Origin of the sequence: Klebsiella sp. RCJ4 (assembly GCF_009025755.1) — a bacterium.
In the GTDB taxonomy this organism is placed as follows: domain Bacteria; phylum Pseudomonadota; class Gammaproteobacteria; order Enterobacterales; family Enterobacteriaceae; genus Klebsiella; species Klebsiella michiganensis.
In genome coordinates this window covers 62,748-75,826 of sequence record NZ_WCIN01000046.1, presented here as the reverse complement: position 1 = coordinate 75,826, position 13,079 = coordinate 62,748, and the positions used below count along the sequence as shown (strand labels likewise).

At 52.9% G+C, this 13,079-nt stretch carries 13 protein-coding genes; 2 read left to right on the top strand and 11 right to left on the bottom strand.

Annotation, left to right across the window (positions count from 1 at the left end):
* Positions 1-14: 14 nt before the first annotated feature.
* From F8562_RS26200 to F8562_RS26155, 10 genes are all read right to left on the bottom strand, one after another.
* Positions 15-581 carry an RBBP9/YdeN family alpha/beta hydrolase gene (locus tag F8562_RS26200; RefSeq protein WP_014838027.1) on the bottom strand — a complete coding sequence of 189 codons (567 nt, stop codon included), beginning with the start codon at positions 579-581 and terminating at the stop codon, positions 15-17.
* A 32-nt stretch (positions 582-613) separates the two neighbouring features.
* Positions 614-1,486 (bottom strand): triphosphoribosyl-dephospho-CoA synthase CitG, encoded by an 873-nt coding sequence (citG, locus tag F8562_RS26195; protein WP_038424290.1) that lies wholly within the window; start codon positions 1,484-1,486, stop codon positions 614-616.
* Positions 1,461-2,009, bottom strand: a complete 549-nt coding sequence (citX, locus tag F8562_RS26190; RefSeq protein ID WP_014228731.1) for a citrate lyase holo-[acyl-carrier protein] synthase — start codon at positions 2,007-2,009, stop codon at positions 1,461-1,463. Before citX ends, citG begins: the two co-directional genes overlap by 26 nt.
* A complete protein-coding gene (gene citF / locus F8562_RS26185) occupies positions 2,006-3,526 on the bottom strand; it encodes a citrate lyase subunit alpha (RefSeq protein ID WP_014838024.1) in 1,521 nt (506 codons plus the stop codon). Before citF ends, citX begins: the two co-directional genes overlap by 4 nt.
* Positions 3,527-3,559: 33 nt before the next feature.
* Complete coding sequence (citE, locus tag F8562_RS26180) at positions 3,560-4,435, bottom strand: citrate (pro-3S)-lyase subunit beta (protein WP_014228729.1); 876 nt, start codon at positions 4,433-4,435, stop codon at positions 3,560-3,562.
* Complete coding sequence (citD, locus tag F8562_RS26175; protein ID WP_004849626.1) at positions 4,435-4,725, bottom strand: citrate lyase acyl carrier protein; 291 nt, start codon at positions 4,723-4,725, stop codon at positions 4,435-4,437. Before citD ends, citE begins: the two co-directional genes overlap by 1 nt.
* A gap of 24 nt (positions 4,726-4,749) precedes the next feature.
* The gene (gene citC, locus F8562_RS26170) at positions 4,750-5,823 is read right to left on the bottom strand and encodes a [citrate (pro-3S)-lyase] ligase (protein WP_014228728.1); all 1,074 of its coding nucleotides are present in this window, start codon (positions 5,821-5,823) and stop codon (positions 4,750-4,752) included.
* Positions 5,824-5,844: 21 nt separating this feature from the next.
* Positions 5,845-6,747, bottom strand: a complete 903-nt coding sequence (locus F8562_RS26165; protein WP_014838023.1) for a fumarylacetoacetate hydrolase family protein — start codon at positions 6,745-6,747, stop codon at positions 5,845-5,847.
* 79 nt (positions 6,748-6,826) lie between these two features.
* Entirely contained in the window at positions 6,827-8,065 is a 1,239-nt protein-coding gene (locus F8562_RS26160; protein WP_014838022.1) for an MFS transporter, read from the bottom strand.
* A gap of 94 nt (positions 8,066-8,159) precedes the next feature.
* The gene (locus tag F8562_RS26155) at positions 8,160-9,248 is read right to left on the bottom strand and encodes a 4-oxalomesaconate tautomerase (protein ID WP_038423240.1); all 1,089 of its coding nucleotides are present in this window, start codon (positions 9,246-9,248) and stop codon (positions 8,160-8,162) included.
* 158 nt (positions 9,249-9,406) lie between these two features.
* Here F8562_RS26155 and F8562_RS26150 point away from each other — a divergent pair, with 158 nt between their 5' ends.
* Positions 9,407-10,333 carry a LysR family transcriptional regulator gene (locus F8562_RS26150; RefSeq protein WP_004131117.1) on the top strand — a complete coding sequence of 309 codons (927 nt, stop codon included), beginning with the start codon at positions 9,407-9,409 and terminating at the stop codon, positions 10,331-10,333.
* A 400-nt stretch (positions 10,334-10,733) separates the two neighbouring features.
* Positions 10,734-11,558, top strand: a complete 825-nt coding sequence (locus F8562_RS26145; protein ID WP_014228723.1) for a transporter substrate-binding domain-containing protein — start codon at positions 10,734-10,736, stop codon at positions 11,556-11,558.
* A 4-nt stretch (positions 11,559-11,562) separates the two neighbouring features.
* Here the strand turns inward: F8562_RS26145 and F8562_RS26140 are convergent, their stop codons facing one another.
* Positions 11,563-12,972 (bottom strand): MmgE/PrpD family protein, encoded by a 1,410-nt coding sequence (locus tag F8562_RS26140; RefSeq protein WP_151891954.1) that lies wholly within the window; start codon positions 12,970-12,972, stop codon positions 11,563-11,565.
* Positions 12,973-13,079 lie beyond the last annotated feature (107 nt).

Here is a 13,079-nt window from a genome sequence, read left to right as displayed (position 1 = left end):
TTCGGTTGGTAAAATTAACTTTTAATAAATTGCGGTAAGCCTTCACAAAATTCTGCTAACTGCTCCAGACCATAATTCCACTCCCCGAATCCGGACTCAGCATTAATATGCCCGGCGTCACCCAGATCGATTAACCGCCCTCCCCAGCATTGCGCCCAGTACTGCGCTCGCTTAAAGGTCATTAACGGATCGTTTCGGCTGGCAAACAGGAGGCTGGGCACCCGCAGCCTCTCGGGAAGTACCGCCTCGTCCAGTTCGAAGAGCGATGGCTCCGCAGGCGCAACCATGACGATACCCGCGATGTTCACCTTTTGCGTCTGAATCAGGCGACATGCGGCGAGCGCCCCAAAGCTGTGGCCGACCAGCACGGCCGGCCGCTGACAGGTAGCCAGCTCCCGACGGATAGCGGATACCCAGGCATCGATATCCGGCTCCAGCCAGTTCCGCTGGCTTATCCGCTTCCAAAAAGGAAAACGACGACTCCAACAGCTTTGCCAGTGATGCTCATCGCTGTCTCGCAGGCCCGGCACCAGAATAATCGTCAACTTCTCGCTGAGCTGTTCCAGACGTTGGGTAGTCATAAAGCCTTCCTCTCCACGTTCAGTACCGCCCGTCAGGCCGGGTAATGGGAAAGTACCCAGCCAACGGCAAGGAGATCCGCGCTGCCGCCAGGGCTAATATTTCTGTCAATCAACGCCTTATCCATGTGTCTCAGCGCTTTTCTGAGCTTTTCACCCGCCAGGTGTTCTATATTCAGAACGCGTTGCGCATAGCGCTGCACATACTGCAGGCCGCTCAGCCCGCCCCGGGACACCACATTGGTATCGGGGTTGAAGGCCATCAGGGCCAGCAGCATCCTGAGCAGCGCATCCTGCTCAGATAACCCCTCCCGCCGCGCTTTCTGCCACTGCGGCAGCCCGAACTGCCTGACGGTATAAAAGCCGTTCTCAGCCTCACCCCGCGCGCCGCTAAGCCCAAAGCGCTGAAAAATATGCTCGCCTTTGGTTTTGGCGAGGCCCTTTCTTTTCAGTTCCTGGCTAACCAGGCCCGCGCACATCGCGCGGGTTTCCTCGCACAGATTGCGCTGGCTAAGCATCTGGTTGCGCTTAACAAGGCGCCCAGCGGCGGCGCACAGCAGGCCGAGGGAAAAAATGCCGCCTTTGTGGGTGTTTACTCCCCCCGTGGCGTTAAACATCGCCTGTTCGCAGGCCAGTCCTGTGGGCCTTATCGCCAATAGCGTCTGCGGGGCAGGCAAATCCGCCGTCGCCTTTCCCTGCGCAAAAAAGCGCGGAAACCAGGGCGAGACGGCGCGAATACTGGCCATAAACAGCGCGATGTTCATATCACGATGCGCGCCATTGTTCTCGCCATCAACCAGCCCGGGCTTTGGCGTTAATCTCACTTCCCGATACATCGCCTCGGCAGCCAGCCAGGCGATGCTTTCCCGTTGCTCAGCCCGTTCAGCGTTGACCGCGAAAATAGTCATAGGCTAAATCCTCAATCACTTGCGCAAGTTCATTCTGAGAATGGCGGCGCATACGGGAACAGACGTGGGCAGCCTCATTGCAAATGAAGCATTTGCGCATCGGCTGTCGGATCGCGCTGCGCTTAATTAATCCGGATGTGGGACAAAAAACATCGATATCCCACAGACGCCCGAGAGGATGATGATCTTCAAGATGCGCCGTCACGTGCTTGATCATCCAGGCTGGCGCCGCTACGGACCAGAACGCTTCGGGCCCGGTGGGCTGAAAACGAACGTCGTGTCTGGAAACGCCCCAGCGATGTTTCCGCAGCAGCTGGCTGAACGCGTCCGTCGCCTCCGCCATAACCTGCCGGGCAAGCGGCGTATCTTTTACCTCTCCGGGCCAGACGAGCGTGGTGGATACCATTGGTTGTTCGAAGCGGCGCAGCCACGCCTGTTGTACACTCGCGCGCGCTTCTCTGGCTTTGAGGACTTCCTCAAGGGTGAGAGGGGCGCAGGAAGCGTTTGTTGTTTCGCCGATCATTCTTTCACCTGCCTTACCACATCAATGACGCTGCCATCGCGATAACGCACGACGCCGACAATGCGCGAGGTAAACTCAATAGGTTTCGGCTCGCCAGAAATTACCAGCGATGTCTGATAAAGCGCTTCGATGTCAACGACCGGCAAACCGGCCGCCGTCAGCCTCTCTTTGACTTCCGGACGGGCAGGATTCACGGCAATGCCGAGGTCGGTGACGAGCACGTCAATGCTCTCTCCCGGCGTTACGCGGGTGGTGACGTGCCTGACGACGGTGGGAATGCGGCTGCGGATCAGGGGCGCGACCACGATAGTTAAATTTGCCGCCGCCGCGACATCGCAATGTCCGCCCGATGCCCCGCGCATCACGCCGTCGGAGCCGGTCAGAACGTTGACGTTAAAATCCGTATCAATTTCCAGCGCGCTTAAGATAACGATATCCACGCGGTCGCAGCAGGCGGCTTTCGCCGCCGGGTTGGCGTAAACGCTGGTCGAGATTTCAACGTGGTGCGGATTTTTCGCCAGCGACTCCCCCGCCGCGCCATCAAAACTTTGTGTATCCAGCAGCTTAGTAATCAGCCCCTTTTCATGCAGATCGACAATGCTGCCGGTAATGCCGCCTAAGGCAAAGCTGGCGACGATATTGTGTTTCCTCATGCGGGATTCCAGGAATCGCGTACAGGCGGTGGACGCCGCGCCCGATCCCGTTTGCAGAGAAAAACCATCGCGAAAATAACCGGAATGCTCAATGACGTCCGCAGCAGACCGCGCGATCATCAGCTCTCGCGGATTGCTGGTCACGCGCGCGGCGCCAACGCTGATTTTCGCCGGGTCGCCTACGCTGTCGATTTTGACAATATAATCAACCTGATCCTGAATAATGCTGGCCGGCATATACGGAAACGGCTCAATGCTTTCCGTCAGCAAAACCACCTTGCGGGCATATTTTGCATCGACCATCGCGTAGCCAAGCGAGCCGCATCGGGATTTGCCGCCGCTGCCGCTGGCATTGCCATATTCGTCGCAGCAGGAGACCGCCAGGAACGCGACATCAATATTAATTTCACCCTTTTCAATCAGATTGACCCTGCCGCCGTGCGAGTGGATCTGTACCGGCTCCTCCATCAGGCCGTGTGAAATCGCATCCGCTAATTCACCGCGCATCCCTGAGGTATAGATTTTGCTAATAACGCCGTGTTTAATATGCTCGATCAGCGGCGCGTTGCAGGTCATCAGGGAACTTGACGCCAGCGTCAGCCCTCGCAGGCCTTTTTCCGCCAGCCTGGCCATAACGTAGTTAATCACTTGATCACCCTCGCGGAAGGCGTGATGAAATGAAACGGTCATCCCATCGCGTAAATCGCAGCGCGATAAAACTTCATCCAGCGTGTCAAAAAGTTTGCGCTGATATTTTTGCCGGGTATCAGCAAGATAGGGCGTATGGGTATTTGCGCCGGAAAATATCTCATACTGATGCTGGGCGCCGGATATATTATGAAGGGCTTCGGTTAATTGATTCATAGTTAAATCCTGTTGCTGGTGACTGAATGGAGATTATTGCCGGATGCCGGAGGCATTTTTACGTTCAATAACCACCCGGGCATGGTTGATGATCGGCGCGTCAATCATTTTGCCGTTCAGTGAAATCACCCCAAGTCCGCTACGCTCCCCTTCTTCGGCCGCGGCAATAACACGCTCCGCGTAATCAACTTCTTCCTGAGTGGGGGCATAGGCATTATGTAAGATCTCTATCTGCCGCGGATTAATAAGCGACTTACCGTTAAAGCCCATACGTTTAATCAAATCCACTTCTTTCAAAAAGCCGGCCTCGTCATTAATATCGGCATAGACCACGTCAAACGCATCAATACCTGCCCCGCGGGCCGCATGTAATACCGCGCAGCGCGCGTAAAACAGCTCGGTACCGTCGCCGCGTTCCGTTTGCATATCCATGACGTAATCAAACGCCGCCAGCGCAATCCCCATCAGGCGTTGAGAGGACCTGGCGATAGCGACGGCATTAATGACCCCCACCGCCGATTCAATCGCCGCCATCAGCTGCGTAGAGCCCACCGGGCGGCCGCAGCTCTCTTCAATACGCACAATTTCACGCTCAAGCTGGTAAATATCTTCCGGCGTATCGGTTTTGGGTAAACGGATAACATCGACGCCGGCGCGCACCGCCGCTTCCAGGTCTTTTAAGCCAAATGGCGTATTCAGCGGATTAATCCTGACAACGGTTTCAATATCTTTATACATAGGATGCTGTAGCGCATGGAACACCAGCAGCCGCGCGCTGTCTTTCTCTTTCAACGAGACCGCATCTTCCAGGTCAAACATGATTGAATCGGGTTTATAAATAAAGGCTGTTGAAAGCATAGCGGCGCTTGAACCCGGTAAAAAAAGCATGCTACGGCGTAATTTTTTCATCATAATTTTTCCCACGCAATTTCGTTGCTGGCCGTTCCCCGTAAAATCGCCGCCTGCATTCTGGCGCGGATAACGCAGTCCAGCGCGCCCTTATCCTCAACAATAATTTGCCCCTGCGTAACGTTTAATGCGGAAAGTGTTTCATTAACCACTGCCGTAATCTGTTCACCAAATTGTTTGTACACTTCGCTGTTGATAGTAATATCGAGCCCATCATCGTAGGGGCTGACTTTGACAACCAGGTCGCTGGATTCCAGCGTCCCGGCGATTGCCGCATGTAATATTTTCATATAAATATCCTGAACAATGATTTATTAAGCATCAACCATATCTAAATCGGGCTGCTTAGATTGATTCGCTGATAACCATTTATATAAATAGGGCATCGTAGTTGCAGGCACCATACTTTTAACGGTGTGCATATCTTCGTGACTTAACAATTTCCTGACCGCAGAGGCGGAGATGGGAAGATTATTCATATCGGTCATCCGCTGAATCTCATTCACCTTGATACTGGCGGCAGGTATTGTCATCTCATCCTCCAGCCAGTGATGCATTGCGTCATTATATTGCGCGGTCACCTTACAGAAGGGTTCAGTACCAACAAAACGCTGATTAATATTTAAAGCCGGTGCAATGTAACGGCGGAACATAAGCAAATCGATTGCGGCATACACCTCGTTAATAATTTGTTTTTCTTTGAGAAAGTAACCGGGGAATGTTCCTCGAGAAATAATATATTTTGAGCCAGGATGGACCGTAATATTAGGCAGATGCCGTGACCCCTCCTGAACCATGGCAAACCGTTGCCGAAAGGAAAACGTGGACAGATCTTCCTCAACGACAAAGACATGCAGCCAGTCGCACGCTTTTGCAGCCTGCTCAATCAGATACTGGTGCCCTAACGTAAAGGGATTTGCATTCATCACAATCCCGCCGATATTTCCGGCCGTCACCAAATGCTGGCCCCGCAGTTGGCGGCAGTAGCGATGGATGCCAACCGGCGAATTCTCCATCAGCGTCGCCCTGTTATCGAGGGTGACCAAAGGATAAAATCCGCATCCCTGGAACGACCGCACATTGTCCGGACACGTCAGGAGAAAAAGCTGATGTTCGCCGTTCTGAACAGCCTGCAGCTCCGCTTCATGAATGATTTTCAGGCCTAACGCCGTCCCGCGCCACTCTCTGGCAACCGCAATGCATTTTAACGTATTCCCCGCAAGCCCGGCGCAGGCAACCAGCTGCCGCTGGCAGCGCGCGACAACAAATTGCTCAATGTCGCCGTCGATGCCTAATCCATTGTTCTTCAGAAAGAGAATAATTTCGTCTCTGAAGGTACCGTTGCTAGTTTCCACTTTCTCGAATTCTAGCGTTTGGTCGGTGTACATCTTGTTTCTCCTGCCCATACCTTAATGAGCGTCAAATAATCTTGTCTGAGCCCGCGGAGACGTCGACATCTGCAATTCGTGCTGCGGTTTTGATTCGACAATCGTATTCATGAGATGCCCAATATTTTCAATTACCACCTCGACCCGATCGCCTTCGTGCATAAAGAGTGGGGGCGTTCTTTTTTTACCGACGCCGCCAGGAGAGCCGGTAATAATGACATCGCCGGCGCTGAGCGCCGTAAAAGTACTGATATAGCTAATCAGATCGGCAACTTTATGGATCATACTGCTCGTCGAATCATTCTGAACCATAATGCCGTTCAAATAGGTTTGAATAGACAAGCGGTGGGGATCGGGTATTTCATCAACGGTTGTCAGGCAGGGACCAAACGCGCCGGTCTGCCGCCAGTTTTTCCCGGCGGTAAACCAGGCATGCTGCCAGTCGCGCACCGATCCATCCATATAGCAGCTATAGCCTGCAACATGGCTCAGGGCAGCGCCAGTATCGATATTCATACCCGGTTTGCCAATAATAACGGCCAGCTCACCTTCATAATCAAATTCATTGGATAGCGCGGGTTTTAATATCGGTGTTGCATGACCGGTTTGCGAGTCAGGAAAACGAATAAAGAGGGTCGGCGCATCGCTGGTTTCAGAAAACTCTTTTCTTTTTTCCGCATAGTTCATACCGACGCAGAAAATTTTCCCTGGATTTTCAATGACCGGTAAAAAAGTAATATCAGCCATCATGACATCGACCGGATAATTAACATATTGGCCGGCGATCTCAATAGCGCCCCACTGCAGTAAGTCCTTCAACGTACGATATTGATGACCAATCTTGCCACCCAGGTCAATAATGCCTGTATCCGTCAATATTCCATAACTCTTACGACCATGATGAACATAGCTTGCTAATTTCATGATGACACCTTACTAACATTGAATTTCTTTACTCACGCCACTGGAGATGACGTGAGTCATTCACTTCGCCACGAAGGGTTTAAGACTCAACCGGAACCATGACTTTTGTTTCGCTGGAAGACAAATACGTTGCAACCACCGCCCCCACGGCCAGTAGCGCAATAATGAATCCCGTCATCCCCTGCCAGCCCATAGAGTGGAAAACAAAGCCGTTCACGAAACCAATCACTGAGCCGCCCATGTAGTAGAAGAACAGATACAGCGCGACGGCCTGGCCACGTGCATGCGTTGCATTTTTACTTACCCAGCTTAAGCCAATGGAGTGACAACCAAAGAAACAACCGGTAAAAATGACCGCGCCGATAATAAAGGTGACGACGTTAGACGTTAAAGTCAGCAGCATTCCCAGCGCCATCATTACAAATAGCGCGCGCAGGACTCTCATACTGCCGTATTTTGCGGAAAGTCGTCCCGCCTGAGGGGCGGTAAAAAAGCTTAAGGCAAAGCTAAAGGAGAGCAGGCCCGCATTCGCCGGAGAAATATGAAAGGGTTCGCCTTTCAGGAAGAAAGCCAGGTAGTTATAGAGAGAGGTGAATACCCCAAAGATGATGAAGCTAATCACGAAGGCTAACGCCAGCTTTTTATTTTTAAAGTGAGATGCCGCGCCTTTCACCACGCGAAGAACGTTGAGGCTTTGCGTTGGCTTAAAGTTCTGAGACGCCGGGAGTAAAAAGTAAACCAACAAAGCCACCAAAATCAGGCTGATCGCAAAACCATAGAAAATGGTATTTATTGAGATATGGTCGATCAGCTGGCTGGCCACAATACGCCCGGACATCCCTCCCATCGAGTTACCAAAGACGAAGTATCCGGTGACCACCCCCGCCACCACCGGCGCGACCTCCTCGCTGATATAGGCGGTTGCGGCAGCAGCGATACCGCTGAGCGCCAGGCCAATAACAGCACGCAGGGCCACCAGCATCGCCCATGATTCGACCAGAGGACAGAGCATCGTCAGCAGTCCGCCAAGTAGCAGCGAAACGATAATTAATTTTTTCCTGCCGTAATGATCGGACAGCGTCCCGGTGAATAATAATCCGATAGCCAGAAGCGCCGTTTCTGCGGAGAGAATGATACTCACCTGACTCACCGGCACATCATATTCGACGGCGAGAACGGGTAACAGAGGTTGAATAAAAAAGAGTGAGGCTAATTCTGCAAGGCCGGATAGCGCCAGGGCCAGGATGATCCGAATATAATTACTGACCTTGACGGGAGCAGAATTAAGCTGATTATCTTTCGTATGGGTTATAGCCATAAAATCCTCGACATTATTTTTTTAGGTACAGAGTTATGTAGCAACTACACGCGAGAGGACATCAGTATTGCACCGCATTAATGATATAAAATATTTATAATTCCTCCACTAAAACATATTCCGGGACGCAAACCGTGCCTTCAAATAATTTACGGGAGGTTCTAATCACTGCGGCACGCGTTTTCTCAATATCATCTCCCTCTTTGAGTAAAGATACGGAAATTTTTCCGCTCGGATGTTCAATATTAATAATATTGGTATACGGCGTCCTCGGCTGGTCGGCCACAATGTGATGGGCCACCGATCCTTCAATTATCGTGGCCGTGGATATGCCGATAGAGCCCGTAATAGCCAGTGATTTATGGCAAGTATGAGGCATAAAATAACGAACTCTGATGGTCCCGCCTGCGCCGGGCGCGCTCAGCAGAACCGGTTTAGGGATCACTTTATCGGCGACATCGCCCAGCCCCATTTTCGCACCTGCCTTGCGCCGGATCGTTTCCAGCTTATTCATAAACGCGCGATCGGCATCGAGGTCGGCCGGTGATTCGTCTCCCGTTTTGCCCATCCGCTCTGCCCTAATCAGCACCATCGGCATCGCCATATCAATACAGGTGACTTCCACACTATCAATCACATCAACGACGTTACCGGTTGGTAGCAGCTTTCCCGTCTTGCATCCGGCGGAGTTAAGGAAAGTCAGGCCAATCGGCGCAGCGCAGCCGGGAACGCCATCAATGTGCGTATCGCCTTCATAGTTGACATAAAAATTCGGCGTTTGTACTTCCGCATCAACCAGCGTACCGGTATTCAGGTTGCGGATTCGCACTGTCGTCACCGGACTTTGCGCCTTAACCAGGCCTTTTTCAATCGCGAAGGGCCCTACGGCACAGAGCATATTACCGCAGTTAGGCGTGGTATCGACGCGGCGCTCGTTGACCATCACCTGAACAAATAAATAGTCGACGTCAGCATCCGGACTGTCCGAGGGGCTAACAATCGCGACTTTACTGGTTTGGGGGCTGCCGCCGCCAATACCATCAATTTCAAGTTCGTGACCCGCGCCCATTAAGCCCAGCAGCACAGCATCGCGTTCTTCAATTTTTGTCGGTAAATCACTGGCCAGAAGCACCGGGCCTTTCGAAGTACCGCCACGCATCAGTACACAAGGAATCTTTAACATTATGTTTCTCGTTTCACGCATTGATAAGAGCAATGTCAGGATTCCACAGACGAATACATAATTCTAATGCCAATAAAACCATCGATTAATACGCTTTGCGTATAAATAGCGGTTAGGTTAGTGTGTTTGCATCGCGATAAAGTCTGGAGTGAAATCTCATGCTGCACGATCTTCAAGGTATACAAGCGTTTGTTAAAATTGCAGAAATTGGATGTTTCACAAGAGCATCACATTTTCTTCACACATCCCAACCGGCGTTAACCCGCCGGATTAAAAAACTTGAAGAGCAGCTGGGAGCTACGCTATTTGAACGGACAACCAGAAACATTAAACTCACGGCTGTAGGCAGAGAGTTTTTACCTAAGGCAAAGAATTTAATAGATTTTTATGAAAGCTCGATCCTGAGTATTAAAGAAATGGCCACCCATCAAAGCGGCGTTGTCACCCTGTCCTGCCTCCCCACCGCGGCGTTCTATTTCCTCCCTTCGGTCATCAGGGACTATAACAATCACTACCCCAATATCCGTATCCGCATCCTCGAGCATAGCGCCAGCGATTGTCTTGAAGCCGTCTTAAACGGTGACGCAGATTTCGGCATAAACATGATAAACATCACACATCCCAATATCGATTTCTCGCCGCTGGTCAATGAACCTTTCGTATTAGCCTGCCGACGAGACCACGAACTGGCGCAGAAATCGCTGATCTTGTGGGAAGACCTGGCCAACTTCAGGCTTATTGGCGTTAGACGTTCAAGCGGTAACCGCTCGCTGATCGATCAAGCGCTGGAGAATATGGACTGGAAGCCCAACTGGTTCTATGAAGTCAGGCATCTGTCGACGTCGCTGGGTATGGTAGAGGCAGGGCTTGGCGTGGCGGTGGTTCCCAGTCTGGCCATGCCGACCGATGAGCATCACATTCTTGTCAGCCGTCCGCTCGTTGAGCCGGTTATTCGCCGCACGCTCGGTCTCGTGCTGCGCAGAGAAACGGCGCTGAGCCCTGCAGCGGAAAAGTTCAGGGAGATGCTATTACAACTCTGGTCACAGGATACAAGCAGCCCGTGGATAGGGAAATTTACCCGGTAGAGCCGCTTTTATCTTCGGCACTCTAGCGCCTGACGCTGCGTGAGGGACGCGGCGATATCATTTTCAGGCCGGGGACGCGCTCGTCTGGCAATTATTGTCGCTCTTTTATAAGCCTGGCTGTCAGAAGTGATATTTTTAACGTCCCGGCAAACTATGGCTCCCACCAGATCGGAATTTTTATATTCGGCGACGGAAATAAAGCACCTTAGAACAATAGCGCATTAAGTTATGAATAATATGTGCAACGCGCCGTAATTTAAGCGAAACCGGTTAGGTATCAGCAAATAACATTCGGGCATGAGTTAAACCAAAAAATAATAATGCACTGATAACAAACTCCGTTATCGTGTTCGCGTAATACGTTGTTTTTCAGAAATGACTTTCTCATCAGGGTAAAAATATGCCAACAAAAATTCATAAATTGCTGTTGTCGCTGGCGATCGCCGCCGCGCCTTTTTTCAGCCATGCCGAAGAGTCCACCTGGGATCATATTAAGCAATCGGGCGAACTGCGCGTCGGCGTCGCGCAGGGGGAACCGTGGTATTTCAAAGATCCAGCCACCGGTCAGTGGAACGGCATTGGCTATAACGTGGGTAAAGTACTGGCAAAAGATTTAGGCGTAAAACTGGTGCCGGTGGAGACCACCTGGGGAAATGCGGTCGCCGCGCTGCAGGCTGGGCAGATTGATACCATGCTGGTGCTGGACCCCACCGATGAACGCCGCAAAGCCGCCGACTTTTCCGACCAGCCTTTCCTCTGGTATGCGCAAGGGGTCCTGATCCGCGACGGCGTGAAGGCCGAGAGCTGGGAAGATCTCAATCGCCCGGATATTAAGATTGGCGTCACGCTCGGCAGCAGCCCGGACCTGATACTGACCAAAAAATTACCCAAAGTGCAGCTGGTGCGCTTTACCAATATGGATGAAGGCGTCGCAGCCTTCTACGCCGGACGCGTCGACGCCCTCTCGTACGTTCACCCGGCGCTGGCTCTGCAGCAGGCAAAAGTGCACAAAGGCAACCTGATTCTGCCAAAACCGATTATTGCCATCAGCACCGGCGGCGCGCTGCGCAAAGAGAGCGATCCCCGCTTCCGCAACTTTCTGAATGAAGAGTTTGCCAAAATTTACCAGTCGGGACAGAGCAAACAGTTTTATGAAGACGCCCTTAAGCTACGCGGTGTGGATATCAGCAAAGTGCCCTCGGTGATTAAAGAAGAGTGGAAATAAGCGACTACTCTCCTGGCGCGGACAGAAGCGGCGAGATTGCCGCGCCAATGTCCGCGCAGCGTTCCATATCCAGCAGAGCGTCAATCAGCCGCGCTGCCCGCGGCGCGCTGAGGCGTGATGACAGGTTGGCCACACATTTATCAACGATCCGCTGTTCCGGCAGCGGATTTTCTGCACACCCCGGCGGGAAGTCGATACGCTCTCCGGCGATCGTCCTTCCCTTTACCACAATGTCCACGCGCGCGGCGGGACGGCGATGCTGCAGCATCAGCTGTTCAAAGGTCTCATCGGCGATGATTTCAACCCGGTCAGCGAAGGCAAGGAGTGGCGCCGCGCCGCGCGTCCGATCGCTGCTCCACTGATGACGCGCGATTTTAAACGCCAGGCAGGCTATCGCCAGCGGCAGACTGAACTGCGCATCGGTATTGCTGACGGGACGCGCGTCGGCGAAAAAACGGGCCAGGGTAAAACTACCGTAAACGCGAATCCGCTCAATCGACTCTGGCGACGGAATACGGTCCAGCAGACGCTCAAACGACGCCAGCGCGGTATGCATCCAGCGGCATACCGGATAGTCTTTGAAACTGGCGTGCCTGAGCTGCCAGTGCGTCGCCAGATGCTCCGTCAGCCGTTCTGGCTGAAAGCGGTCGGAGCCTGACATCCGCCAGAACCCCTGTTCACCATCGAGTATCTCGCGCGGCCCCACTATCCCCGCGAGGTGTAGCTCCACCGCGCGTACGCCGGCCTCTGCCGCCGGCGCGTTGTAATCCTTAAACGAAACCAGTGGACGCGCCTGCCAGTTGTATTTATGCAACGTGGGCAAAGGGGTTAACGAGGCGGCCAGTCCCAGGCTATTTTCCAGCCCCGCGGCATCGCAGCCGCGCAGTAAACCATACGCCACCGCCGCCCCCAGCGATTCGTGCTGGCACACGCCGTACACTTGTTGAAACCGTTCAGGACTCGGCTGCTGAGAGATAATCACGCGGCTATTGATTTCCCAGGCCGCCACCAGAGAGGTCAGCAACGCCCCGCCGCTGACCGGCCCGCCCTGGCCCACCGCGGCCAGCGCCCCGGCCACCAGCGTGGCGCCGGGATGCCCCATCCCCCGCCCGGCGACTTCAAAACCATCGTCATAATCCAGCGCGTTTATCGCAGCGGCGTTGAGGAACGCGGCGCCGCTGGCGGAGAGCGGAGTTCCACCGTCGAGCACCGCGCTTTTGCCTGTCGCGTACTGGCTACGAATAACCCGCGCGCTTTTCCGCAGCACGCTGTCTTCGCAGCCGGCAACGCCGCAGCCCAGGCTATCGATAAAATGCAGAGCGATCCTGGCTTTCGCCGACGCCGGTATCGCAGCCGGGGTGAGTTCGCCGGCAAAACGCGCCAGCGTAGCGGTTAAGGAATCAGAGTCTGGCATTGCTTTCTCGCGTAAATATTTATAACCAAAAGAGATAATAGCAATGGTTTTTATTATTTAATTATCACATTTCGCTACTGCTAAGATGATGTCGTTCTAAAACCATC